The sequence below is a fragment of the Amphritea japonica ATCC BAA-1530 genome (assembly GCF_016592435.1).
Classification (GTDB): Bacteria; Pseudomonadota; Gammaproteobacteria; order Pseudomonadales; family Balneatricaceae; genus Amphritea; species Amphritea japonica.
In genome coordinates this window covers 2113603-2139623 of record NZ_AP014545.1, presented here as the reverse complement: position 1 = coordinate 2139623, position 26021 = coordinate 2113603, and the positions used below count along the sequence as shown (strand labels likewise).

Below are 26021 nucleotides of genomic sequence, written 5' to 3'. Positions count from 1 at the left end.
CTAATGCTAACTTTTGCCGTTCTGCTGTTGCAGTTTCAATGGGGCTATGGACAATGGCCTTTTAAAAGGGGTGGGGTTGAACAGTGTATGGTAACTAAAATAGTCCTGACGTTGCTGGTTATACTGGCCGCCTATATCTATCTGAAGCGCAGAAGAGTTATGACTCAATCACGCGTAAAGCCTGTTGAAGTTAGTCAGGCTTCAGATGGGCCTTTTCGTCTTATTGCGATCTTTCTTCTACTGATGTCTCTGGCCGGGACATCGGGTTATGTTATTTATCACTGGATCGATGGTCGTCAATTGCTTCAGGTTACTCTGGTCTCGCCTGGAACAGAAAAACCGCAACTTTATAAAGTGTATAAGTCTGAGTTGAATGAGCGTAGTTTTACAACTGTGCAGGGACAGATTATTCGCATCAGTTCACAGGATCGGTTACAGATTGAAGCGTTGCCCGACTAAAAGAGTTGGCCGGTTTATTATTTGTGTGCAGTGTTTGAGAATGAGATGCTTTTAGTTTCTAAGCCGATATAATGTTTCGTGCTGCAGCTGCGTAATTCAGGTTCAGGGTTGCGCTTCAATAACATCTATCTATTAATCGTTTCTATTTTCAGATTGTCAGTATTCAATACTGAGATTGTAGTCTTAACATTTTGCGGGCAGAACAATGCTGGCTTAATGTTTCAGGGATTTTTATGTTTCAACGAACGAGTCTTCATAGCCATAAAGAATTACCTTCCAGTATTAATAGTGCGGGAGATCATAAGCTGCTGGCCAGCTCTGGCTATCAGTTGCCGTTGTGTTGGCTGCTGCTGTTTCGTGAAAGCGATCTACAGATACAAAAAGTGTACAGTTATGAAGGCGAGCAAACCTGTGAATACACTACGTTAATCTGCTCGAAGTCCGATGCTCTGCAGCGCTATCAAGATGCTGCAGAACGTTTTAAAAGTTTACTGGGTAACCGTTGTGGCACCTATTTTGATTATTGGCACCAATACCTGGAATACAATGCTGATGATTACCTTCATCTGGATGCCTCAGCGCTGTGGATGAACGGCGATGCGAAAGCTTATCTCGATAATCTTAACCTGAGTTTAAGCGGAGTGAGTTGGGTGACATCTGATGAGTGTCGCTGGAAACGTAGCCGGCTTGAATCATTGCCTTTCCTGGGGCGTGTATTTGACCCGATTGAACCCGCCCTTAAGCATAATGGTGTTCGCCACCTGCTCTCGCAATGCGGTGTGTTAGATGCAGATGGTGGGATCTATATAGATAAGTCGGTATTGCAGGGCGACGTCTGACCTCAGCGGCGTGTTAATCTGTTAACGACGATAAATATACGGAATTTTATGAATCGTAATGTGATCTTGTTATCGCTATGCCAGGCTCTGCTGACAACCGGTAATGTACTGCTTATCTCGGTCAATGCGTTGATCGGTCAGCAGCTATCTCCCTCGCCAGGATTGATTACGCTGCCGGTGGCGATGCAGTTTGTTGGACTTATGTGTGCGACTATCCCTGCTTCTTTGGTGATGGCGCGCATTGGCAGAAAAAATGGCTTCTACCTTGGCAACTCCGTTGGCATAGTTGGGGCTCTTTGTTGTATTTTTGCTCTTCAGCAGTCACAATTTTTTACCTTTTGTCTGGGTACCTTTCTGCTGGGTATCGGCATTGGATTTGGTACCTTGTATCGTTTTGCAGCAGTAGAGGCTTGTCCGGACGAGCAAAAAAGCCGGGCGATCTCCATGGTGATGGCCGGTGGTGTAATCGCCGCTGTGCTGGGGCCGAATCTGGCTATCAGTAGTCGGGACTGGCTCGATGATAGTGTGTTTACGGGTGCATTTGTTGGTTTGGCAGTTCTCTATGTCATTGCGTTGGTTTTACTTTCTTTTATCCGAATAGCGCCGCAAAAAGTAAGTGTTGATCAGCATAAAAATAGCCGGCCAATACTGGATATCGTTATGCAACCGGTGTTTATAGTAGCCGCGACAGTAGGGATGATCAGTTATGCGGTTATGAATCTGATCATGACTGTCACGCCGGTGGCCATGGCTCGTTGCGGTTTCGATTTCAGTACCGCCGCCTGGGTTATTGAGTGGCATGTATTAGGCATGTTTCTGCCTTCATTTATTACGCCTGTTTTGATTCGGCGATTTGGGTTATTGCCAATGATGATTCTGGGGGCGTTGTTTATGCTGGCCTGCATCTTCCTCAACCTGCATGGTGTCAGCCAGTGGCATTTCTGGGCGGCGTTAGCTTTGTTGGGTGTTGGCTGGAACTTTATGTTTATTAGTGCCACGCAGTTGGTTACTTCTGCTTATCGAACAGAGGAAAAAGCAAAAAGTCAGGCGGCCAATGAATTTCTGGTATTTGGTATGGTCACGGTATCGGCGTTTAGCTCCGGCTGGCTTGAGTCGAGTCTGGGGTGGCAGGTGCTCAATACGCTAATGATTCCCGTCGTCATCTGGGCTGTTGTGGTTGTTCTGTGTTACCGAAAGTCGGTAAATCAGCATCTAAAAGCTCTGTAAACGAAGCAAAAAAAGGCCACCGACTTTCGCCGGTGGCTCACTAATTGTTGATGAATACTACTTATATAATACTACGTTACTGGGGAGACCTGTTTTAGAAGTCAACCTTAAGTCAATCTTAAATATGAGCCTTGTAAAACATTGCGTTTGCCGTCGGCAAGCGCTTCTTCTTTAACAGGGATTTTTAGTATTGGCCGGGATCCTTAATTCGTCAAGAAAATATATTGTTATTAGCTTATATCAAATTTTTAATGGGTCTTGAGTTTACAATGTCAGGATGCTCCGTTTAGCTGATCCAGCTATGCGTGCAGAGCTTGTGTAATTCTGTAAACTAGTGTGCAATGCCGCTTATCAATTGATTATGGAATGCGTTAATGAAGAGTTACCTGTTTACCACTGAAACTGATCGTGGTGGCGTTATGCTGTGCGATATTGAAGAGTTTGATAAAGCGGTTAGCTATCTGTGTAATCGTTTTGATGGCGTCGTTAAGATCGAGTCTGCGGAGGAGGTGTGGCAACTGGACGGTTCAGAGCCGTCAGCTTCTTCGGAGTCCGTTGATTCAGCATCGGGCGCCTCAGCGCCTCAAATGCCGGAGCAAAGCGGGGCGCCTGCTGAATCTGACGATCTTTTCGCGTAGTCGATAAAACCGGTACATCCTGTTAGCCGCATCAGGTATTCTTACAGTCAGTAAAATCAAAGGATTACACAGGGCTGGCTGAATGTTTCAGATCTATCATTCCAATAAGCTTGATCTGCAGAAAGACCTGCTGGTTGAGATGATTAGTCGTCACCCTATTGAAGACCCGTTTCAAGCCGAAACTATACTGGTGCAGAGCCCTGGTATGGCCCAGTGGCTTAAGCTGGAACTTGCCGATAAGTTACAGATAGCCGCCAATATCGATTTTCCACTACCTGCCAGTTTTCTCTGGAGCAGTTTTACCGCAGTGTTAAAAGATGTTCCTGCCCGTTCTGCGTTTAATAAAGAAGCGCTGACCTGGGGATTGATGGAGTTACTGCCTCAGCAATTAAGTAAGCCTGAATTTGCTCCTTTACAGCGCTATCTCGAAGAGGATCAGGGGCAGTTTAAGCTCTATCAGCTCTGTGGCAAAGTAGCTGATATATTTGACCAGTATCTGGTCTACCGCCCTGAATGGATAGCGGCCTGGGAAACCGGTGATGATCTGTCAGATATCACTGCTGCACAGCCATGGCAGCCCATTCTATGGCGGCTTTTGCAGCAGCATATTCTGGGTCTGGGGCTGTCTCACTGGCACCGGGGTAATATGTTCAGTGGTTATGTGGAGGCGCTGAATCGGGGCGATTATGATTCCGCAGCGCTGCCTGCGCGATTATTCGTGTTCGGTATCTCAGCGTTACCGCAAAACTTTGTAGAAGCGTTGCAGGCGCTGGGTCAGAAAATAGATGTTTTTTTGTTGGTGACAAATCCCTGTCGTTATTTTTGGGGCGATATTGTTGATCCTAAATATCTTGCCCGGTTGAATCAGCGCTGGTTGGCTAAGCCCGGTATGACCGCTGAGAATTATTACAGCCAGGGGAATCCGATACTGGCTTCGATGGGGAAATTAGGAAGAGATTATCTATATCAAATACAGGATCTGGGTGCGCCTGAAGTCGAGTTGTTTGAAGACTTTGGCCGCCGCACGCTTTTGAGTTCGGTGCAGCAGGATATTTTGCAACTCGAAGACCCATCGGCCCGCGCGGCGCTGGACAATGAACAGAAACAGTTATTGCTGGCGGATGACAGGTCTTTACAACTACACAGCGCGCACAGTCCGTTACGGGAAGTCGAGGTGCTTTTCGACCAGCTGTTGTCGATGTTGGATGAGCAATCTGAACTGTCTCCCAGAGATATCATTGTCATGATGCCAGATGTTGCTGCTTATGCGCCCTATATTGAAGCGGTATTTGGTAATGCGCCCTTTCAACGATATATACCTTTTTCAATCTCCGATCGTACTCTGCAGCAGGAAAGTCCGCTGTTGCAGAGCTTTCTGCGTCTGCTGGGAATGCCGGAGAGCCGGGTAACGGTATCTGAAGTGCTGGAGATTCTTGAAGTCCCTGCGGTGTTGCGAAAATTTAGTCTCGATGCGCAGCGGTTTGAACGTATCTGTCATTGGATTGAAGCCTGCCAGATTCGCTGGGGGATAGATGCAGCCCAGCGTGAAAATCAGGGTTTACCTGCTTTTGAGCAGAACAGTTGGCGTTTTGGTTTGCGCCGTATGTTGGCGGGTTTCGCCTTAGGGCAGACAGATGAACTCTGGCAGGGCATCGATCCTTATGCCGAGATCGAGGGCCTTGAAGCAGAAGATCTGGGCCAGCTGGCTGAATTTGTTGAATTGCTGGAATTCTGCAGTGACGCCTTAAAGCAGGATCAGTCAGTAGCTGACTGGTTTGACGTGATTAATGAAATTATTCAGCGAGCTTATCAACCCGATGAGCAAGATGAAATCCTGCTGATGCAGATTCGTCAGGTACTGGAAAAGCTTCAGCAGCAACTCAGTGATAGTTGCTACGAAGAGCCTCTCAGTTGGGCGATAGTACGTGATTACCTGACCTCTGAACTGGGTAACAGTAAGTCCAGTCAGCGTTTTATGATGGGGGCAGTGAATTTTTGTACTTTGATGCCGATGCGCTCCATTCCATTTCAGGTTGTGTGTTTGTTAGGCATGAACGATGGTGTCTATCCACGCGCGATACCGCCTATGGGCTTCGACCTGATGGCAGATTTTCCCCGCCGTGGAGATCGTTCCCGACGTGATGATGATCGCTACCTGTTTCTGGAAGCACTGCTCTCCGCCCGGCAAACTCTTTATATCAGTTATATTGGCCGTAGCGTTCAGGATAACAGCCCTAAAGTGCCGTCAGTATTGATCAGTGAGTTGCTGGAATATTGCCAGCAGAATTACTGTTTTGAATCTGATGCTGATACAGAGGTTTTTCTTAATAAAATATTGGTTCAGCATCCGCTACAGCCGTTTAATGAGCAATATTTCAGGTCGGACTCGCCTCTGTTCAGCTATGCCAGTGAATGGCTGCCGCTGTTGAAAGATGAGGAGAAAGTTGAGCAAAGCTTTATTACCACGCCATTGGCCGCAGAGCCCCTGGAAGAATTGGAGTTGTCTGAATTACTGGCATTTGCGCGTAATCCAGTTAAATACTTCTTTCAACGCAGGCTTAAAGTGTTCTTTAATGATGCGACCATTGAACAGCAAGATGAAGAACCGTTTCAGTTAGATGGTTTAACCGCTTACCAACTGAAACAGCAGTTGCTGGATGCGGCAATCAAAGAGGATCTGGATCACTGCTTTAACCGTATTGAAGCCTCGGGACTCTTACCTGTAGGTATTGCTGCACAGTTGCAGACACGGAAGCTGCGCTTTGACTGTCAGGATATGGCGGAAAAGATCCGCCCCCATCTTGATCAGACAGATAGAGCTGAGTGCCAGTTAGTGATAGCGGGCATAAAATTGAGCGGTTGGCTCACCGGGCTTCACTCGTCTGGGTTAGTGCGTTATCGGGCGGCTAATGCGAAGGGTCGGGATATCATTCATCTCTGGTTGGAGCATCTGGTTTTGTGTGCCAGCGGGCAAAGCCTTCAATCCTGCTTCTTTGGTCTGAATGGTCGACACTGGTTTGAAGCGCTGGATCAGGGGCGGGCAATGGATTACCTACAGGAATGGCTGAATGCATATCGGCAGGGTTACTGTGAGCCGTTGCCATTACCCGCAGATACCGCCTGGGTTCTGGAGTCGAAGACCATTGAGAAAGGCGAAGAGAGGGGGATGGCTGAGGCAGTGAAGTGTTTTAATATCGATGCGTTTACGTCTATGGGCGAGTCCCGCGATCTGTATATTAGTCGTGTGTATCCAGAGTTTAGTGCATTGGGCCCCCGGTTTAATGCGCTCTCTGAGTTGCTCTACCAACCTGTAGCTGAGTTATTGCTACAGAGTGATGGTAAAGGAGAGGCTGGTGATGAGTAAGGTGCAGCTTCTTGACCCCCTCAGTTTTCCGCTGTCAGGCCGTCGTCTGATTGAGGCCAGCGCTGGTACCGGCAAGACCTATACGATTACCGCGCTGTATCTGCGTTTGTTATTAGGCACTGCTGAGGCTGACTCTGCCTTGCGTGTTGATCAGATTTTGGTTGTGACCTTTACCGAGGCAGCGACAGAAGAGCTTCGCGACCGTATTAGAAACAGGATACAGGAAGCCTGTCAGGTCTTCAGAGGTGCTGAGACTAAAGACCCTTTCCTGCGGCAGCTCTGCGAACAACAGAGTGATCTGTCACGCTCTGCGCAATTGCTTGAACTGGCGGGGCGGCAGATGGATGAAGCTGCGATCTTTACCATCCACGGTTTTTGTCAGCGGATGTTGCGCCAGCATGCGTTTGAAAGCGGCAGTCTGTTTGAGACGGAGTTGGTTACTGATGCCGGGCCTCTGTTGCGGCAGGCCTTGCTTGATTGTTGGCGGGGACTCATCTATCCAGCGGAGAGTCAGCTGAGTGAAGCGATTCAGGCGATCTGGCCCGGACCAGATTCGTTGTTGGCTGCCCTCAGGCCATTGCTGGGCCGCCCTGGCTTACTGCTTGTCCCAGCATTAGAAACCGATAATCTGCAGCAGTTATGGCAGGAGAGTCAGAACTGGCTGACAGGCTTCCGAGAGCAATGGCTGAGTTACGTACAGGAACAGCAGATTGACCTGGCGGATGTGATTCAGGCGTCTGGAGTCAATAAAAACAGCTATCGGAAAACCTCGGTTCCCAAATGGCTGGCAGCCATTGATCAGTATGCACGTGGGGATACTAATAATGTACCGGAAACTGAGATTGGTAAGTTTTGTCAGTCATTGTTAGAGGAAAAAACATCGGCGGGTAAAAAAGTGCCCGAACACCCGTTATTTGAGCTTTGTGAAAGCTATTTCGAGCATCGATTACCCCTGCGAGAATTATTGCTGACTTATACTCTGCAAAAAGTAGAACAGCGGTTCAACAAGCTTAAGCAGGATTACCGTTTATTATCATTTGATGATCTTCTCAGTCAATTAGACGCTGCGTTGCAAGGTGGTAGTAGCGAAGCGTTAGTTAAGGCGATTAATACGCAGTTTCCGGTTGCGATGATTGATGAGTTTCAGGATACGGATCTGCTGCAATATCGGATTTTCAGTACTCTCTATCCAGATAGCCCGGAGCGTGGACTCTTTATGATCGGCGATCCTAAGCAGGCGATCTATGGTTTTCGGGGTGCGGATATTTTTACTTATATTAAAGCACGCAGGGAAGTCGCCGAACACTATACGCTAGGCACCAACTGGCGCTCATCGAAAGCGATGATAGCGGGGGTTAATACGCTCTTTGGCGGCTGCGATACTCCGTTTATATACAACGATGATATTCCTTTCCTGCCGGTAACGGAGGGAGGTAAAGCAGATAAGACCCCATTTTCCCTGTATGGCCGACAGTCGGCCTCTCTACAATTTTGGTTTTGCGATACGCCGGTACTGAGTAAGCAGGATTATCTTCAGCAGATGGCAGATGCTTGTGCCTGTGATATTGATACTAAACTGGCAGCCGCTTCTGAAGGTGAAGCACTGATCGGAGATCAGCGGCTACTGGCGAAAGATATCGCCGTGCTGGTGCGAAATCGACAGGAAGCTGCTGCTGTCATGGGGGCATTGTCCGACCGCGGTGTACACAGCGTTTATCTCAGTGGTCGGGACAGTGTTTTCAGTACCCGGGAAGCCTATGATCTGAAACTACTTTTGTTGGCAGTGGCAGAGCCACAGAATGAAAGTCGTCTTCGAGCAGCGTTAGCGACCGGATTGATGAATTATCCGGCAGCCTGGTTAGATCGTTTAAGTATCGATGAGCAGCTCTGGGAACAGCTGGTGGCGGAGTTTGGCGAATATCGGGATGCATGGTTAGATCTGGGCGTACTGCCTATGCTGAGGCGGCTGATTCGACGCCGTCATCTGGCAGAGTCGTTACAGCGGCAGGTTCAGGGGGAACGGCGCCTGACAGATCTTTTACATCTGGGGGAAATTCTGCAACGTGCCAGTATGGAACAAGAGGGTATTGCCGCACTCCTGCGTTGGTACAGTGATCAATTACTGAACCCTAATGGTGAGAGCGATGAACAGCGTTTACGTCTTGAGAGTGATTCCGGTCTGGTCACGGTTATCACGGTACACAAGAGTAAGGGGCTCGAGTATCCACTGGTCTTCCTGCCTTTTGCCTGTACTTTCATTAAGGCTCGTGAGCCTCTGTTCCACAATCAGCAGGATCAGCTTTGTTATCACCTCGACAGCAAAGATAGCGATAGTCTTGCGCTGGCTGAGCGGGAGCGTCTGGCTGAAGATCTGCGTTTACTCTATGTTGCGCTCACCCGTTCGGTATACGGTTGTTACATTGGTCTGGCAAATATTGCCGATGGCCGGTCTAAAAAGAGTGGCTTGCACCGGACCGCACTGGGTCACCTGTTATTGAATGGTGCGGATAGCAATGCAGAATTATTGAGTCGTTTAAGTCTTTTATCAGAGACTGGCTTAGTGGCGCTGTCTGAACCGCCACAGGGCGAGCAGCAGCGAGGATTGTTTGACCTGCCAGAGCCCAGGCTTCCCGAATACCAAGCGCGGCAGTTTAAACGGCGCTTACGACGAGACTGGCGTATCTCCAGTTATTCGGCGCTTGTTAGTCATCACAGCGCTGCGCCACCACTTCCCGGGCTTGATCTGGAAGTGATTGATGAGCAGGATCTGCCGGTTGTTGAGCAGGATGAAACGGTACACAATATTTTCAATTTTTATAAAGGAGCCCAGGCAGGTACCTTCCTGCATGAGTTGTTTGAAGAGATCGACTTCACTGATCACCGGAACAACCTTACTCCGCTGTTAGAGCAGAAATGTCAGGTTGCCGGTTACGAAGAATACTGGATTCCGGTACTCGAACAGTTACTTGAAGACGTGCTTTACACCCCGCTGTTGTCAGCCTGTCCGGCAACAGAAAAGAGTCCGTGCCTGGCGGATATTTCAAATGCTAAGAGATTGGTTGAAATGGAATTTATGTTTCCTTCTCAAGGGCTTAATGCTAATAAGTTAAACCAAATTATAAAGATTAACGACCCGCTGTCTAAGTCGGCAAGTGATCTTGTGTTCGATGATTTGAAGGGCATGTTGAAGGGATTTATCGATCTGATTTTTGAGTATCAGGGGCGCTATTACATTCTCGATTATAAATCGAATCACTTAGGTCATCAGCCGGAAGATTACCGAGTAGAGGCCCTTGAAGCAGCGATGTTAGATCATCGTTACGATCTTCAATACCAACTATATACCCTGGCGCTGCATCGCCTGTTGCAAACCCGCTTACCCGGTTACGATTACGAGTTGCATTTCGGTGGAGTGTTTTATCTCTTCTTGCGAGGGATGAAAGCTGAATCTGCCGGGAGTGGTGTTTTCCATTGTCGGCCAGCGATAGAGATGGTTGAGCAATTAGATCAGTTATTCCGGGAGGGGCGATAATGCAGCTGCTGCAACAGTTACGTCAACAGCAATTGATTCGTCCGCTGGATACGCAATTTGCCCGTTTTATCAGGGACGAGGAGTTGTCGATTAGCGGGCAGGCTGAAGTGAACGATGCTTTACCGCTATTGGCTGCGCTGGTGAGCCTGCAGTTGGGGCGAGGGGAAGTCTGTCTGCCGCTCAATGGTTGGGGGGTGTTGATGGAAAACTGGCCCTCAGTCTTGCGTAAGCCAGCAGAACAACTGTTGCAGGGGCTATGCGAGAATACTTTAATCGGCTTTTCTGTTATCACGGATGGCGCACAGGAAGCACCATTGGTGCTGAGCAGTGGGCGGCTCTATCTCTATCGATACTGGCTTTACGAAACCGACGTTGCGGCCAGAATTCAACAATTAGCGGCCCCGATTCCGCTGAATCGGGATAGTATCAAAGCGGGATTAAGACGACTATTTATTGATCGGTTAGCCGGTGAAATAGATTGGCAACAGATCGCTGTTGCGATAGCGATTAGTCGTCGCTTTAGTGTCATTAGCGGCGGTCCGGGAACTGGTAAGACCACCACTGTTGCGCGTTTGCTGGCGCTCTATGCCGAATCATTCAGTCAGCAGATGCAGCGTGCGCCTCTGATTAAGTTAGCGGCCCCGACTGGAAAGGCTGCAGCCCGGTTGAGTGAATCCCTGGCTGGTGCCCGGGAAGGGCTTCCGGTTAGCGATGCTATTTGTGCCATGATCCCTAACCAGGCGGTGACGCTGCATCGGTTGCTGGGACCGCGTCCTGATAGTAAAAACTTTCGGCATAATGCCGAGAATCCATTGCATTTGGATCTGCTGGTGGTCGATGAAGCGTCAATGATCGACTTGCCAATGATTTATCGTTTGTTGTCGGCACTACCTCCGCACGCGCAATTGATCATGATTGGCGATCGGGATCAGCTGGCCTCCGTTGAGGCGGGCAGTGTATTGGGTGATATCTGTTCCTGGGATAATCAGGCAGGAGTGTCAGTTCAGGCTTCAGACTCAGAAGTGTCAACAGGGTTGTGCTACAGGCCTGCACAACTGGAGTATTTACAGGAAGTGTGTGAACTGCCAGCGCCGGTATCTGCGCCGGGGAGTAGCTCTATTTCAGATGCTTTGGCGTTGCTGCGACGAAGCTACCGTTTTGATGAAAGCAGCGGTATAGGCTATCTGGCCAGAGCGGTGAACAGGGGAGATGGTCTGCAGGCAATGCAATTGTTTGATCAGCCCTGGGAAGATATTCGCTTTATGGCGTTGTCAGACGAAGGCTATGAAGAGATGGTGTCAGAAGTGTGCGCTGGTTACGCTGTCTATTTAAAGCAGCTACAGCAGCGCTCTGAGCCCCGGCTTTTATTGAAAGCCTTTAATCAGATCCAGCTATTGGCGGTGGTCAGGCAGGGGATCTACGGTGTTGACGGGCTGAATCAGGCCGTTGAAGAGCATTTGCAACGACAGCGACTGATCAGTCTGACAGGCGACTGGTATATAGGCCGGCCGGTTATGATTATCCGTAATGACTACCAGTTAGGCTTATTTAACGGGGATATCGGTATTACGGTTGCGGATGAAGATGGGCGCTTGCGGGTCTGGTTCGAATTATCAGATGGGGAGATGAAAGGGGTGTTGCCCGGCCGCCTGCCTGAGCATGAGACTGTGTACGCTATGACAGTGCACAAGAGTCAGGGATCAGAGTTTGATCAGGTAGTGATGATATTGCCAGCAGAGGATACGCCACTGCTAACCCGTGAGCTGATCTATACCGGTATTACCCGGGCGAAATCAAAATTCGCGTTGCAGGCAACGCCGCAGGCATTTATCAAAGGTAGTCACCGACGCACAGAGCGCGCCAGCGGATTAAGCTGGCGTTTGTGGCAGGCGACCGGGGCATCTGCAACTGAAATCTAAGTTAACAGAGGGTGATTCAAAGCCTTATTAATCAGGCTTTGGCTTCTTCAGCATCAACAAATGCGGCCAGCTCGGTGAATCCACCAATATGTTCCTGACCGTGGAAAATCTGAGGAACGGTATCTACTGGTTTACCGACGGTTTTCTCCAAGTCTTCCTTGGTGATGCCTTCTTCATGGATGTCGATGTAGCGGTGTTCGATATTCTTCATTTCACACAGCTGTTTAGCTCGGGTACAAAATCCACAGCCTTTACGACCAAATATAGTAATTCGTTGCATATATTGCTCTCCTTAAATCTGTTTGAATGTATTGAAACAGGTAAAGAAACACAAGACCAATTGCCTTTTTTAATGTTTTAGATAGGCAAAGGTTATCGTTGTGGCATTCTTGGTTTAAAATGATATTGATATAGAAACGAACGGGTAGCGTTGTGCCAGAGAATATTCCGATCCACCGGCTAAAAGATATGCCGGTTTTTGGTGGATTACGTGACGATGTTGTCAAGCAGATACTTGAGGGTAGTCACTACGTTGAGCGTGAAGCTGGCGAACCGTTCTTCCTTGAGGGGGAGCGGGGGGATTCTTCTTTCATTGTTGAGACGGGCAGTGCTGCTCTCTTTAAACTGGGTGAGTCAGGGCAGAGCCATCAGATTCGCTCTTTTTTACCGGGTGAATGTTTTGGCGCAATGGCGTTACTAGGTGTTTATCCTCGTAGTGGTGTGGTGAAAGCGCTGGAACCTTGTCGTGCCGTAGAGATTAAAGCGGATCAGCTGTTTACCATGTACCAGGCTGATCCTGAGCAATATTTGCTGATGTTTATGAATATGGCCAGAGACCTAAGCCGGCGCCTGAGAGATACTGATGATCAGTTAGTTGTCTGTCTGGATGAACGGATTCATGCGGAGTAATAGATCAAAACAGGTTTTGGCAGTGCTGATTCAACTGTAGAAATTAATCAGTCTTTACTGATTAAAAAAGGGTAGCCACTGGCTACCCTTTTTTATTTGTTTGGTTTGCTAAGCAGCAATCAGGCACTTACCAGGTGTCATGACGTTTTCTGCGTTTTGGCAGGTACGGTATCATCAAACCTAAAATAAGCCCGCCAAAGGCAACTAAGCCGCCGTAAGTGAACCAGCGCATCAGATTGCTCTCGTCCATACCGTTAATGGTTCTGTTCAGGCTAACGATCTGTTCCTCAAGGGCGGAAACTTTTTCCGCATTCCCCTGATTTTGTCGTGCCAGTGTTTGATTTTGCTGTTTGAGCACACTGACTTCTTCGGCCTGGCTGTTTAGACTGCCTTCATTCTGCTTTAACTGTTCTTCTAGCTTAGGAAAGCGGTTAGCCAGACTGGTGCCGGTAGAGACCTTGTCAGCGCTGATCCAGCCAACTTTACCGCTGGGAGTCTTAATTCTGAGAAAATCAGTTTTTTCATCGCGGCTAAGTACGGTTACAGGGGTGCCACTGCGAATACGCCCTGTAATGCGGTACTCGGTGCTGGGGCCACCGTGATAAAAGGTGAATACATCATCGCTGATGTAGTTTGCCGCTTCAGCTGAAGTAGCCAGTAACATAGCGAAGAGATAAGTAATGAGTTGTTTACTTGGGAGTCGATTTAACGAATTCATGTTGTTCCTGTTTAAATATGCGTTCAGCTTTCCCCCCCCTAAAACCGAAATGTAGTTTTCAGGCAAAGCTGGTCAGGATAGACCTGTAAGCGATAGATTAGTTCAGTGGATTAGCAAAAGAATTAGGTATTATACAATTAATTTGTGATTGTATAAGCCGTGTTTTTTGTAAGGATAAGATTTAAGCGGATAGTGGTATACTACCGCGCGAAATAGAAGGCCGTTCAACGGCGTCAACCCAGGAGTTATTATAGTGTCATTTATTCGTTGGTTTTTGGGTAGGATTATACTGCTGTTAAATTTTATTTTTAGCCCGCGTCGTCTGAAGCGAGAGCCAGACTTACAGCGTGCTTTGGATCTGCGGACTGCTAACCTTTCGTTATACCAGTATGAAGCTTGTCCCTTTTGCGTCAAAGTGCGCCGATCTTTGCGCCGTAATAACTTAAATGTCGAGTTGCGGGATGCGAAAAAAATAGAGCTGCATCGAAATGAGCTGCTCGAAGGCGGAGGTCGGTTAAAAGTGCCTTGTCTGCGTATCGACGATGTAGATGGTGAAGTTCGTTGGATGTACGAGTCATCTGACATCATCCATTATCTGGAACAGACCTATGTAACTGTATAATCTCTGGTTTATTAAAAGCAGCCATTGGCTGCTTTTTTTATGCCTGGAGCTGGCGCTTGTTCGTTGTTTAAGATAATTTATCTGTATATTTAACCAGTACTATTGCCTATGATTTTATATATTGCAGAAAAGCCCAGCCTTGCCAGAGCGATCGCTGAAGTATTGCCAAAACCCCATAAGAAACAGGACGGCTATATAGAGTTGGGCAATGGTGACTGCGTAAGTTGGTGTCTGGGGCATCTGTTGGAACAGGCTGATCCTGCAGATTATAATCCTGATTTCAAGCCCTGGCGATTTGAACACCTACCGATTATTCCAGACGAGTGGAAGCTGAAGCCCCGCAGTAAGACCCGCTCTCAACTGGCGGTATTACGCCGGCTAATTCGTCAATCTAAGCAGCTGGTCCACGCGGGAGATCCGGACCGTGAAGGGCAGTTACTAGTGGATGAGGTAATTAATTATCTCGGTGCCAGTGCCACGAAGAAGCGGACGGCTCAACGGGTGCTGATTAGTGACTTGAACCCTAAGGCTGTTACCGCAGCATTAAACAGTTTGAAATTGAATACTGATTTTATACCGTTATCTACTTCGGCGTTGGCGCGTTCGCGGGCTGACTGGATTTACGGCATTAATTTAACCCGGGCGTATAGTATTCAGGGCAGAAAGGCTGGTTACAACGGCGTATTATCGGTTGGCCGGGTGCAGACGCCCTTACTTGGGTTAGTCGTACGGCGTGACAGAGAGATTGATGAGTTTGTCTCCAGGCCTTTCTACGAAGTACAGGCGATAGTGGAAACTGAAGCGGGTGAGAGTTTTAAAGCTCGCTGGAAACCCAGCGAAAACTGCCAGCCTTATCAGGATGAAGAGGGGCGGGTGCTAAACCGTAAGCTAGCCGAAAATGTGATAGCGCGGATAAAGGGAGAGCCTGCCGACTTGGTAAAACTCACCCAGAAACGTAAGCGTGAAAATGCGCCGCTTCCTTTCAGTTTGTCTGCTTTGCAGATTGAAGCGGCTAAACGCTTTGGCATGAGCGCTAAAGCAGTGCTTGATACCTGCCAGGCATTGTATGAACGGCATAAGTTACTGACTTATCCGCGTTCGGATTGTCGATACCTGCCCGAAGAGCATCATGCCCAGGCAGGAGATGTGGTTAATGCGATTACAACGAATCAACAAAAGCTAAAAGAGTTTCTCCCGCAGATTAAAGTCTCACGCCGCTCATCGGCCTGGAATGATAAAAAGGTCAGTGCTCATCACGCCATTATTCCGACGACGCGACAGGCCAGTCTGGCAACATTGAATCAACAGGAATCTCAGATATATGAACTGGCATGTCGGTATTATCTGGCTCAGTTCATGGCTCCTTATGAATATGATGATACCCGGGCAGAGCTGAAAATTGCGGGCGGGGAATTTATAGCCACAGCTCACCAAACGCAGGTGACAGGTTGGAAGCCGCTACTGTCATCATCCGGGGTTAAGAAAAGTGCTCTGCCTCCGTTAACTGAAGGGCAATCATTGCGAAGCACAGAGGGAGTGCTGGACGAAAAAAATACGCAGCCGCCTAAGTACTTTACCGATGCTACGCTGCTTGCAGCGATGACCGGAATAAGTCGTTATGTCGCGGATGCAGATATCCGTAAAGTATTGAAGGAAACCGACGGGCTGGGCACCGAAGCGACCCGAGCCGGGATGATTGAACTTTTGTTCACCCGCAACTTTACCCAGCGTGAGGGTAAAACAATCCGTGCCACAGAGATCGGTCGCGCCTTAATTGATTGTTTGCCCGATAGCGCGACTATTCCGGATATGACCGCTTTGTGGGAATCAGAGCTGGGGCGAATCAGTCAGCAGGAAACCAGTTATAGCCACTTTATGCAGCCTCTGACAGAACGACTTCATGAGCTGATCGCTCAGTCCGCTCAAGTGATTATTCCGGATACCCTGAAAGCTTTAAGTCCTCCGCCGAAAAAGCGTTCTGTTCGACGTCGCAGTAGTGCAAAGAAGCCCGTCGGTGGAAAACGCGGAACCGCTGCTAAGGGTAAAAGGTCGGTTAAAGCAAAGTCGACTTAACGATAATGTTCAAGTATTAGCCAGCTCTGAGTTAGCTTGTTCTAAATGAGCGCTCTCCGGTTTTGTTACCCGGCTTTTCAGCTATTTTTCAGACATACGAACTACGCTTTTCTTAAGTATTTGAGTTACCTGAAATTGATGTTTCAGTAGCTCAATTAATGAGGAGTTTTCTTATGAATATAGGAAAAAAAATTACAGTGCTAATTATAGCGTCGTGTTTGTGGGGGAGCAGCGCAGTTGCAGAGGTGCCATTTGGCGATAAAGACTCGGTCAGTTACGCAGATGATCTGTGGAGTTTCATGATAGAGCATAAGCTTGCGGGGCATAATTCGATTATGACTCGTCCTTATACCGGAGCCCCTCCCCACGGAATGATTCTTGAGCTGATTGAGAAAAAAGCGACGTTGATGGGTGTCAGTGGTGAACTGGTCGTAAAACGAAACTATGGTGGTGATGGGCTGACAATTGAAGATGTGATCAATAACCCTGACAAGTATCTTCAGGCAGTCACTGTGATGTTTCAACGTGAGAAAGGCTACGACAGCGATAACAAAAACTGGTTTTACGCGAAATATGCCCCGGATGGCTCGTTGATGAAAAACCCTAAAGGGATACCATTAGCCGGGCGTGTGGCAAAAGGGATGCCTACAGGCTGCATCGCTTGTCATAAAGCGGCAAGTGGGGGCGACTTTATTTTCAATCATGACCGCTACAATAAAATGTAGTCGCTAACGTCATACCAATAGAAAAACGGCGCATATAGCGCCGTTTTTTCTGACAGGTTTACCGAGTCTGTTAATCTAGTTTCGGCTCGTGCCAGTTGATGCACTTGAGGAATTTATGAGCAGGGTAGAATTTACCATCTTTACCGGTCTGATCTTCGGATGATTTGATAAAAGCTTTTGGTAACTCACCGCCACTGTACACATCCAGGCCTTTTTCCGATCGGTAGTAAGCCAGTGTCTCTTCAACTTCTGCTTCAGTTTTACAAAGCTTTGATAGGTTACTGTCCTGTACTGCGGCCATATCTTTGTCCGCATCGATACCCAGCACATGGGCCATACCGTAAGTCACTACCAGGATGTCGGCAACGGCATCCCGTACTTCTGACATGTCCTTGTTTTGGATACCTTCAACCAGCTCAGCAAGCTCCTCCTGAATCAGGTGTAACTGCTTGCCTGATTTTTCCCAGTCAGGGTTGTTCATGCTGCCTAATTGATTGCCAAAAACAGTGTTCAGAAAGGAAACGTCGGTGAAATTACTCATGGTTGTATCTATACCGTTAACAGTTAAAAACGAACTGTATGATGACGGTTTAGAAGCTTATTCGCAATCATGAAAGTTTCTGGACTAGATCTTTCTCTCAGTCAATTGAGTCTCTTAATAATATTCAGAATATCTTGTAGCAGGCAAATACGGATATTCCTGACTTTGATTATTTGAAGCATTAAATCTCGCTTATCTGCTATGAGATTGATGCTTAACGTAACCTAAGAGTTTGCTATGTAAGGAGTTCCTGTCGAAAGTGATTATTTTCAACACGCGGATACATAATGAGGATAAATTTGCTGTCTGAAATCAACGCTTTTTGTAGTGATTGCTTATGAGATGAAATTACCAGTTAACAGAGTCATTATAAAATAATAGAAGGAGAGTGGTTAAATATTTTGGTCGTTTTTATTTGATTTTATATTTGAATCTTAGCTGATAGCTCGAACACAGGGGCGACGGTGGTTGTTCTATATTCGAATTTTGTTTTAAACATATGTCGACATTAATAACGGGTGTGTTTATTATTTGACCATAATCAATGGGGGCAATAAGCATGAAGCACATAATAAAAAATAAGATTTGTACACTAACTCTTGGTTCGGTGATGTCGTTAGGCGTTGTGGTGCCCAATCAGGCCGCCGCCGGGATCGAACCGTACTTAGGTGAAGTAACGCTTGTTGGGTTTAATTTCTGCCCTCGGGGAACAGTTGCAGCCGAGGGGCAACTACTTCCTATTTCTCAATGGTCAGCTCTATTCTCACTTTACGGCACTATGTACGGCGGTGACGGCAGAACCACATTCGGTATGCCTGATTTGCGGGGACGTGCACCTATTCACGCAGGAAGTGGACCCGGTTTAAGTAGTTATACCATGGGTCAGCGCGGCGGTTCAGAAAGCCTGACGGTGGGTGTGAATAATATGCCTGCGCATAACCACGGCGTTCAGGCTACAAATGACTTTGCGAACAAGCCAGGTCCTGGTAATAAATTATTAGCCGCTGATAATACGGGTGTGAATAAATACACGACGGTTGATGGATCGACTTCTTTCAAAACCATGAATAGCGCGATGATAACAAACACTGGTGGCGGGCAGGCGATTACAAAGCGTAGCCCTTATTTAGCGATGAGATGGTGTGTAAACACAGTTGGTATATATCCATCAAGATCCTAGCAGGAAACTCTGATCCTGCTCGCTGATCTCTTCCAAGTATTGGGATTTAATCGCTATACGATATGCGATAGAGGTCTTGGTTAAATAATCGATTACAACGTGGAAAAGAGAGGCCTGCAGAGAACGTGATCTGTAGGGAGATCAGCGATTGTCGTTGACAATAAATAGGTTTGTTTCTTTTCTGCTCCATTTTGGAGAAGGTTGGTATGTTACACATGAATAAAAGCAAAATATATTCCGTTACCCTTGGGTCAATATTCTCTTTAGCCATAATGAGTCCAAATATAGCTCAGGCTGATTCTAATCCCTATATTGGTGAAATTATGGCCGTTGGCTATAATTTCTGCCCCCGTGGCTGGGCTGATGCAGATGGTCAGCTGCTCGCTATTAACTCAAATACGGCCTTGTTTTCACTTTTCGGTACGATGTACGGGGGTGATGGAAGAACGTCATTTGCGCTGCCAGATCTACGCGGTCGAGTTCCCGTTAGCCAAGGAACTGGGCCGGGCTTATCTAGTCTTAGCCAAGGTCAGCGAGGTGGTTCTGAAAGCTTTACTATGACAGTTAACAACCTGCCAGCGCATAGTCACGGAGTTCAGGCTACAAATGATTTTGCCAATAAACCGGGTCCTGGTAATAAATTGTTGGCAGCAGATAATACTGGTCTGAATAAGTACACTACGGTTGATGGTTCTACTTCTTTTAAAACCATGAGTAGCACGATGATAACAAATACCGGCGGTGGTCAGACGATAGTAAAACGAAGCCCCTATTTGGCAATGCGTTGGTGCGTATCGCTCGTAGGGGTTTTCCCGTCAAGGGATTAGTATTAACCGTTGTTGATCTGGTCGTGACCCTTCGGGGTTACGGCTGGTAATCTGTGCGTTAACATACCTCAGGTGACTAAACCGGTATGAATTTTAAATTTCTAGCGTATGGACTTGTGCTTTCGATGCTGGCAGTTGCTGTCTTTATTGATGAAGCAGATAAGGAAGTGAAAAGCTCTTCAGAATACTCCTCGAAATCCGAGATTGTGACAAACAGTAAGCTGGATCGGCAGGTTGCTAATTCTCGTAAGCTTGGCTCCGATAGAAACGTTGATGAGAGTGAAGGCTTCTTTATTCAACCAGGTAATTTCTCCGTTTCTTCTCCTCTTTCCCAAGATGCTCATAATATCGACTTCGTTCAGGGTGATGTTCTCGAGGGGTTTATTCGGGGGATGCTTATCGATCCCGATCCTGAACACCGCATAGTAGCGCTTCAGGAAGTTTACCGGTTAGATGAAAGTGCTGCTGTTCGCCTGCTTCATGAAGTGCTTCTTAAAGACGAAAATGGAACTGTGGTACAGAAAGCCTCATCCGTTTTGATGGATATCGCCGGAGAAGAATCGGTTGCGATGGTAACAACTGCGCTTGGTGATCCTGATGTGACTGTGCGAAGGCAATCCATAGAGGCTCTAGGAATGCTTGGGGTATATGGATACAGTTTGCTGGGACAGGCACTGTTAGTTGATCCGGACCAGGCTTTGCGTCTGCGAGCACTGCAATTGTTGGCAGCTGACGGAGGTCCAGCAGCGCTGGCGTTACTCCAGGCCGTGGCTGACGATGCTGACCCTGCGATAGGGAAGGCCGCAAAGCAGGCATTACTTTCTCAACAGAGTTCTCTTGATGAATGGATGAGCGAAGGAGTGAATGAGACACTCTATTCATGGAGTACCGAGCTTCCGTTTGATCCTGAAAATCCGATATTTGGCTTAACTTACAATAGCTCATCTAGTGAAAGGGCTGAAGTGCTTTGGGATCTGCCGCACCTAGACGAAGAGGATGCTTTACGCACTCTGCAGGTAGTACTGCAGCAAGATAAAGATGTGGCAGTACGGGAGCAGGCTCTGGCTGTTTTGGATAGCATTGGTGGAGAACCAGCCACTTCAGTTATGTCGGAGGCTTTTGGTGATGACTCTTCCTCTTTGAGACGTGCTGCGCTTGAAGCTATTTGGAAGTATGAAGTTTCAAGCAGGTTGCCGATTGTTGGACAAGTTGTTTTTGGTGATCCTGACCCGGTGGTGCGTTTAGCGGCGGTTCGTCTGCTAGGAGCTGAATCAGACCCAATAGCCCGCTCATTTCTTATTGCTGCTCAGGAGGACTCCGATGAGCAGGTTAGTCAGTACGCTAGCCGGTTGTTGAATCAGTAATACCTGAATCTTTTTTACTTCAGAACTAAGCTCGTTATATATCTAAGCCGATCAGTCTTTAATGATGCTGCTTTTTTAATTTGTCCATAATTCGATCTATAAAGCTGCATATGTGTATAGGTTAGGTTTTGGCAAAGATTGGGAAGAGAAGCTGAAAGGGTTAGAAAGCGGTTACCTATAGTAACCGCTTATACTTTGAGGCTTATTTCTTTGTGCCTTTTTTTTGAATTACAGTCCCAGCTTCTCAGCTACGTAATCGGCGTCTTTGTCTCCACGCCCGGACAGGTTGATCAGGATGTTCTGATCTTCTGACAGGGTGGGTGCAACACGCATCGCCCAGGCAACAGCGTGGGCGCTTTCCAGTGCGGGGATGATACCTTCAACCTGAGACAGGCTCATAAAGGCGTTGAGACACTCGTCGTCAGTGACAGAGTGATATTCAACTCGCTCGATATCTTTCAGGTAGCAGTGCTGTGGGCCGACACCCGGGTAATCGAGACCCGATGCGATAGAGTGAACCGGCATAGGTTCGCCGTCTTCCGTTTCCAGAACATAGCATTTCATACCGTGGATCTGGCTTGGCTTACCCAGGGTCATCGTCGCCGAGTGCTTGTCTGTATCCAGTCCTAAACCGGCAGGCTCAACACCGACAATCTTGACCTCGTCATCATTCAGGAAGGCCGTGAACAAGCCCATGGCATTAGAACCACCACCTACGCAAGCGGTGATGATGTTCGGATTTTTGCCGTGTCGATCATTAAACTGCTGGCGGGCTTCGCGGCCTATGATGCTCTGGAAATCACGCACCATTTTCGGGAACGGGTGTGGACCAACGACTGAACCGATGGCATAGATGAACTCTTCAGGGTTTTTCAGGTACTCTTCAAAGGCGCTGTCGACAGCGTCTTTCAGGGTGGCGGTACCGCGGGTGACAGGTACCAGCTTGCAGCCGAGGATTTTCATCTTAGTAACGTTTGGGTGTTCTTTCTCGATGTCCACCTGACCCATGTGGATTTCACAGGGGATGCCTACCAGAGCACAAGCCGTCGCCAGTGCAACACCGTGCTGACCAGCACCGGTTTCAGCGATAACTTTCTTTTTACCCATGAACTTGGCTAACAGAGCCTCACCCAGGCAGTGGTTTATTTTATGTGCGCCGGTGTGGTTCAGGTCTTCACGCTTTAGGTAGATCTGCGCGCCACCCAGTTGATCACTCAGGCGTTTTGCGTGATAGATAGGGCTGGGACGGCCAACGTAGTCCTGATTCAGCTGCATTAGTTCAGTCTGGAAGGCTTCCGTCTGACGGATTTCTTCGTAAGCCTGGTTAATATCATCCATCACTTTCTTAAGCTCTGGAGGAATAATCTGGCCACCGTAGTTACCGAAAAATCCGTCTGTATCAGGCATTGGGGCAAAATCAAACTTACTCATAAAATCTCTCTCTCAATTCAAATGGCGGAAATTTAACCGATGCCGCCCGTCACGCTATGTGTAATATTGTTATATAAAGGAGAAATATATCGTTGCTGTGGTTGGATGCCAACCATTAGCGAGTAATTAATTTGTTAACTAGGTAAGAGAGGTGTCGGCTATCAGCCAAAGTCGAGTTCGATCTGCTGCTCTTTAGAGACGGTTTTCTTATATCCGAGGGATTTTTGCTGCCGGCTGATCTCCCTGAGTTGTGCGCGGGCTTCATGGTAGCAATGAAAAATAGTGTGATTAATCGCTTCTTTCTCATTCAGGGTGTTCCCCCAGGACTCGCTCAGCACCCAGTCCCCCATCAGATCCTGATAGAGTCGGACTATGAAATAATCCTTTTGTTTACGCCAGCGAATAATCAAAAAATAACCTGAATGAATTTGTCCGGAAAATGATGTCAAACCGTAAGGCGGGCAATTATAATCGGCGTTTCGTCCCTTAACCAGCTGATTTTTAACCTTTGGAGCCATCTTTGAAGCTAACCAACCTGAATATCGTCGCAGATGAAAATATTCCCGCACTGGATCGCTTGTTTGGTCACTTTGGTAAGATTACCAGATTGCCGGGCAGGACTATTCAGAACAGTGATCTTCAGGAGGCTGACCTTCTGTTGGTGCGCTCGGTAACACAGGTTAGTGAGCAACTGATAGCGACATCCCCTGTTCATTTTGTGGGCACGGCGACGATAGGTACTGACCATATCGATAAAGCGGCTTTAAAGAACAGAGAGATTGGTTTTTCCAGTGCGCCAGGCTGTAATGCGGATGCGGTTGCAGAATATGTGGTAAGTAACCTGTTGCTAATTGCCTCAGAGAAGGGCTTTAAGCTGAAGGATCAAACTGTGGGAATCGTCGGTGTCGGCAATGTAGGTCGACGCTTGCAACAGCGATTGGAAGCGCTGGGTATTAAGTTGCTGTTAAATGACCCTCCCCGTGAAGCCGCCGGTGATCAGGGCTTTGTCCAGCTTGAATCATTACTGCAACAAGCCGATATTATCTGCCTGCATACTCCCTTAATAAAGGAGGGAAGGTATCCTAGCTATCACCTTCTTAATGCTGAAAACCTGCCAATGGTTAAACCGGATTCAATCGTGCTGAATGCCGGTCGGGGGCCCGTTATTGATAATGTGGCCCTGTTGGACTGGCACCGGAAGCGCCCGGATGTCACGTTACTGCTGGACGTGTGGGAAGAGGAGCCCAAAGTGGACCCTCAGTTGGCGCAGCAGGTGCGTATTGGTACGCCACATATTGCTGGCTATAGTCTGGATGGCAAAATCAGAGGCACATGGATGCTCTATACTGCTTTTTGCCAGCATGTGGGGATACAACCTGAGATTGAACTGGCTGACTGTCTGGCTGAAGCTGACAGTCCTCTGCAGATTGTGCTTGATGGGAGCGAAGACCTGGCCACTATTGTGCATCGGGTTTATCAGCCTGAAGCGGATCATCAGCGATTCATCGATTCGTTGATAGATACCGGCAGCCAGCCGCAGAGGTTTGATTTGCTGCGTAAACGGTACCCGGTACGCAGAGAGTGTGCAGCAGCGAAGCTTCAGGGCGTTAAACCTGATAAAGCGCTGGCTGATCAGCTCAAAGCCGTTGGGTTTATCCTGGAATAAGGCTTTGTTGCGTTATAACTTTATTGGATAATGACCTACTTATACGCCTAAATGGATAGGGTTTAATGACCTTGCAACTTGAATCAGCTCAAACCGATAAACCGCTATCTGAATTACGGCTTCAGATTGGCGAGCCTGTCCGCGTTGAGATTCGCTCACCCCGGGCACGCTTTACCGCTAAGTTACTGGGTTACTCTGAAAACAATGGTTTGATGATTTCAGCTCCTTCAATAAAAAGTGGGGCTTCTTCACTGATTAATGAAGGTAATATTGCCAGTCTGCGTTTGGTTAGTGGTAATCGGATCTGTAATTTTAGTTGTAAAATACTCAAACAATATGATCAGCCGTTTGGCTACTGGGTATTGGCATACCCGGAACAGATCGAGCAGAAGCGAATTCGGGAGCACTCCCGTATAACGGTACGGCTTAGCTGTTCAATCGATGATTATGATGAGATGGCCGAGCGTGAAGGCCTGCCTGCCGGTGCGCTCTGTATTGATATCAGTCCTGGGGGCGTGTGTTTGCAACTGCCCCGGTCTCTGGGTACCGCTGGCGATCGTTTTTACCTGACTACCCGGCTTGCTATCGCCAATATTGATCAGGTACTGCTAGTGCCGATCGAACTGCGAAATGTACATTCAACCTCCGTTGAGTCCGGTAGTGTCTATAACCATGGTTTTAAATTTTTTGATCTGGATGAGGATACCCGTTTGATTCTCGCTGCATTTGTTTACCAGCAATTTCTCATTGAAACGGGCAATCTTGATCATTTCGGGCAGGAGTTATAAGTGTTTCGTTTAGGTTTAATCATAAATCCACTGGCGGGTGTTGGCGGCAGTGTTGGGTTGAAAGGCAGTGATGGTGAAGCCACTGCAAAAAAGGCCTTAGCACTGGGTGCGGAACCAAAGGCAAACTTGCGTAGCCAGCAAGCTCTGGAACCGTTAAAAGGACTGGAGATTGAGCTGATAACCTATCCCGGTGAAATGGGTGAAGATTGTGCTCGCGTTGCAGGTTTCGATCCACAGGTGTTAGGCGCTATTAAACAAGGGCACACCTCTGCGGCGGATACTGAACGGGCCGCGCGCGAAATGGCTGCTCTGGGGGTGGATTTGATTTTGTTTGCCGGCGGTGATGGCACCGCTAGGAATATCTGTCATGCCATCGGTGATTCAACCCCTGTATTGGGTATCCCGGCCGGGGTAAAAATCCATTCAGGTGTGTACACGGTAACACCAAAAGCGGCGGGTGAAGTTGTGGCTATGCTGGTGCGTGGAGAATTAGTCACTTTGGCGGATCAGGAAGTGCGTGATATAGACGAAGAGGCTTTCCGTGAGGGCCGGGTTCGAGCTAAGTATTATGGTGAGTTGCTGGTCCCGGAGGAGGGGCGCTTTATGCAGCACACTAAAGAAGGTGGCCGTGAGATTGAAGAGTTGGTGCTGGACGATATTGCCGCCGATTTTACAGAAACTATGGAAGATGATGTTCGTTATATTATGGGATCGGGCTCCACTGTACAGGCCTTGATGGAACATCTGGGGTTGGACAATACTCTTCTGGGCGTCGATCTGATTGAAAACGGTAAGTTAATTGGTAGCGACCTGACAGCCCAACAGCTATTGGCCATGACCGAAGGGCGTAAAGCCCGTTTGGTGATAACCGTTATCGGTGGTCAGGGACATATTATTGGTAGAGGGAATCAGCAGTTGAGTCCTGAGTTGTTAAGGCGTTTGGGGCGGGATAATATCATCGTCGTTGCGACTAAAAGTAAGTTAAAAGAGTTGGACGGACGGCCTTTGATCGTGGATAGCGGTGACGTCGAACTTAATCATCAGCTATCAGGCTTGATTCGGATTATTACCGGTTACCGGGATGCCGTGCTTTACCGTGTGGCGGACTATTAATCGATTTATAGTCGTCAGCTTTTTTGGATTTCATTAAGTCATAGCAAGCAATTTCCCCAATCTTTGATAAGCTGAAATGAGGCGTT

22 protein-coding genes are annotated in these 26021 nt (G+C 47.8%); 17 read left to right on the top strand and 5 right to left on the bottom strand.

The window, feature by feature from the left end:
• The first annotated feature begins 3 nt into the window (after positions 1 to 3).
• The 7 genes from AMJAP_RS09925 to recD all read left to right on the top strand — a co-directional run bounded on the left by AMJAP_RS09925 (position 4) and on the right by recD (position 11978).
• Complete coding sequence (locus AMJAP_RS09925; RefSeq protein ID WP_019622176.1) at positions 4 to 459, top strand: hypothetical protein; 456 nt, start codon at positions 4 to 6, stop codon at positions 457 to 459.
• 233 nt (positions 460 to 692) lie between these two features.
• Complete coding sequence (locus AMJAP_RS09920; RefSeq protein ID WP_019622177.1) at positions 693 to 1298, top strand: hypothetical protein; 606 nt, start codon at positions 693 to 695, stop codon at positions 1296 to 1298.
• Between the two features lie 48 nt (positions 1299 to 1346).
• Positions 1347 to 2525, top strand: coding sequence for an MFS transporter (locus tag AMJAP_RS09915; RefSeq protein WP_019622178.1), 1179 nt, complete (start codon positions 1347 to 1349; stop codon positions 2523 to 2525).
• Positions 2526 to 2899: 374 nt separating this feature from the next.
• Entirely contained in the window at positions 2900 to 3163 is a 264-nt protein-coding gene (locus AMJAP_RS09910; RefSeq protein WP_019622179.1) for a hypothetical protein, read from the top strand.
• 82 nt (positions 3164 to 3245) lie between these two features.
• Positions 3246 to 6527 carry an exodeoxyribonuclease V subunit gamma gene (gene recC / locus AMJAP_RS09905; RefSeq protein WP_019622180.1) on the top strand — a complete coding sequence of 1094 codons (3282 nt, stop codon included), beginning with the start codon at positions 3246 to 3248 and terminating at the stop codon, positions 6525 to 6527.
• Positions 6520 to 10059 carry an exodeoxyribonuclease V subunit beta gene (gene recB, locus AMJAP_RS09900; RefSeq protein WP_019622181.1) on the top strand — a complete coding sequence of 1180 codons (3540 nt, stop codon included), beginning with the start codon at positions 6520 to 6522 and terminating at the stop codon, positions 10057 to 10059. Before recC ends, recB begins: the two co-directional genes overlap by 8 nt.
• Positions 10059 to 11978, top strand: coding sequence for an exodeoxyribonuclease V subunit alpha (gene recD, locus AMJAP_RS09895; RefSeq protein ID WP_019622182.1), 1920 nt, complete (start codon positions 10059 to 10061; stop codon positions 11976 to 11978). The genes recB and recD overlap by 1 nt, the downstream gene beginning before the upstream one ends.
• 31 nt (positions 11979 to 12009) lie before the next feature.
• Here recD and AMJAP_RS09890 read toward each other — a convergent pair whose 3' ends face one another.
• Positions 12010 to 12258, bottom strand: a complete 249-nt coding sequence (locus AMJAP_RS09890) for a GrxA family glutaredoxin (protein ID WP_019622183.1) — start codon at positions 12256 to 12258, stop codon at positions 12010 to 12012.
• 152 nt (positions 12259 to 12410) lie between these two features.
• Here AMJAP_RS09890 and AMJAP_RS09885 point away from each other — a divergent pair, with 152 nt between their 5' ends.
• Positions 12411 to 12887 (top strand): Crp/Fnr family transcriptional regulator, encoded by a 477-nt coding sequence (locus tag AMJAP_RS09885; RefSeq protein ID WP_051088423.1) that lies wholly within the window; start codon positions 12411 to 12413, stop codon positions 12885 to 12887.
• Between the two features lie 127 nt (positions 12888 to 13014).
• Here the strand turns inward: AMJAP_RS09885 and AMJAP_RS09880 are convergent, their stop codons facing one another.
• Positions 13015 to 13605, bottom strand: coding sequence for a TIGR04211 family SH3 domain-containing protein (locus tag AMJAP_RS09880; protein WP_019622185.1), 591 nt, complete (start codon positions 13603 to 13605; stop codon positions 13015 to 13017).
• A 253-nt stretch (positions 13606 to 13858) separates the two neighbouring features.
• Here AMJAP_RS09880 and AMJAP_RS09875 point away from each other — a divergent pair, with 253 nt between their 5' ends.
• The 3 genes from AMJAP_RS09875 to AMJAP_RS09865 all read left to right on the top strand — a co-directional run bounded on the left by AMJAP_RS09875 (position 13859) and on the right by AMJAP_RS09865 (position 17025).
• Positions 13859 to 14227 (top strand): glutathione S-transferase N-terminal domain-containing protein, encoded by a 369-nt coding sequence (locus AMJAP_RS09875; RefSeq protein WP_019622186.1) that lies wholly within the window; start codon positions 13859 to 13861, stop codon positions 14225 to 14227.
• Between the two features lie 108 nt (positions 14228 to 14335).
• A complete protein-coding gene (locus AMJAP_RS09870; protein WP_019622187.1) occupies positions 14336 to 16300 on the top strand; it encodes a DNA topoisomerase III in 1965 nt (654 codons plus the stop codon).
• A 173-nt stretch (positions 16301 to 16473) separates the two neighbouring features.
• A complete protein-coding gene (locus AMJAP_RS09865) occupies positions 16474 to 17025 on the top strand; it encodes a cytochrome P460 family protein (protein WP_019622188.1) in 552 nt (183 codons plus the stop codon).
• A gap of 70 nt (positions 17026 to 17095) precedes the next feature.
• Here the strand turns inward: AMJAP_RS09865 and AMJAP_RS09860 are convergent, their stop codons facing one another.
• Positions 17096 to 17566 carry a nucleoside triphosphate pyrophosphohydrolase family protein gene (locus tag AMJAP_RS09860; protein WP_019622189.1) on the bottom strand — a complete coding sequence of 157 codons (471 nt, stop codon included), beginning with the start codon at positions 17564 to 17566 and terminating at the stop codon, positions 17096 to 17098.
• Positions 17567 to 18176: 610 nt separating this feature from the next.
• Between AMJAP_RS09860 and AMJAP_RS09855 the strand changes: the two genes are divergently transcribed.
• The 3 genes from AMJAP_RS09855 (at position 18177) to AMJAP_RS09845 (ending at position 20937) form a co-directional block, all read left to right on the top strand.
• Positions 18177 to 18746, top strand: a complete 570-nt coding sequence (locus AMJAP_RS09855) for a phage tail protein (protein ID WP_156815220.1) — start codon at positions 18177 to 18179, stop codon at positions 18744 to 18746.
• A gap of 215 nt (positions 18747 to 18961) precedes the next feature.
• The gene (locus AMJAP_RS09850) at positions 18962 to 19573 is read left to right on the top strand and encodes a phage tail protein (protein WP_236588716.1); all 612 of its coding nucleotides are present in this window, start codon (positions 18962 to 18964) and stop codon (positions 19571 to 19573) included.
• A gap of 86 nt (positions 19574 to 19659) precedes the next feature.
• Entirely contained in the window at positions 19660 to 20937 is a 1278-nt protein-coding gene (locus AMJAP_RS09845; protein ID WP_083935371.1) for a HEAT repeat domain-containing protein, read from the top strand.
• Positions 20938 to 21165: 228 nt separating this feature from the next.
• Here AMJAP_RS09845 and trpB read toward each other — a convergent pair whose 3' ends face one another.
• Both trpB and AMJAP_RS09835 read right to left on the bottom strand, forming a co-directional pair.
• Positions 21166 to 22368 carry a tryptophan synthase subunit beta gene (trpB, locus tag AMJAP_RS09840; RefSeq protein ID WP_019622193.1) on the bottom strand — a complete coding sequence of 401 codons (1203 nt, stop codon included), beginning with the start codon at positions 22366 to 22368 and terminating at the stop codon, positions 21166 to 21168.
• Between the two features lie 161 nt (positions 22369 to 22529).
• The gene (locus AMJAP_RS09835; RefSeq protein WP_026340164.1) at positions 22530 to 22778 is read right to left on the bottom strand and encodes a hypothetical protein; all 249 of its coding nucleotides are present in this window, start codon (positions 22776 to 22778) and stop codon (positions 22530 to 22532) included.
• A gap of 110 nt (positions 22779 to 22888) precedes the next feature.
• On the opposite strand from AMJAP_RS09835, the gene pdxB reads away from it, so the two are divergent.
• The 3 genes from pdxB (at position 22889) to AMJAP_RS09820 (ending at position 25935) form a co-directional block, all read left to right on the top strand.
• The gene (pdxB, locus tag AMJAP_RS09830) at positions 22889 to 24034 is read left to right on the top strand and encodes a 4-phosphoerythronate dehydrogenase PdxB (RefSeq protein WP_019622195.1); all 1146 of its coding nucleotides are present in this window, start codon (positions 22889 to 22891) and stop codon (positions 24032 to 24034) included.
• A gap of 65 nt (positions 24035 to 24099) precedes the next feature.
• Complete coding sequence (locus tag AMJAP_RS09825; RefSeq protein ID WP_019622196.1) at positions 24100 to 24822, top strand: flagellar brake protein; 723 nt, start codon at positions 24100 to 24102, stop codon at positions 24820 to 24822.
• Entirely contained in the window at positions 24823 to 25935 is a 1113-nt protein-coding gene (locus AMJAP_RS09820; protein WP_019622197.1) for an ATP-NAD kinase family protein, read from the top strand.
• Positions 25936 to 26021: the final 86 nt, after the last annotated feature.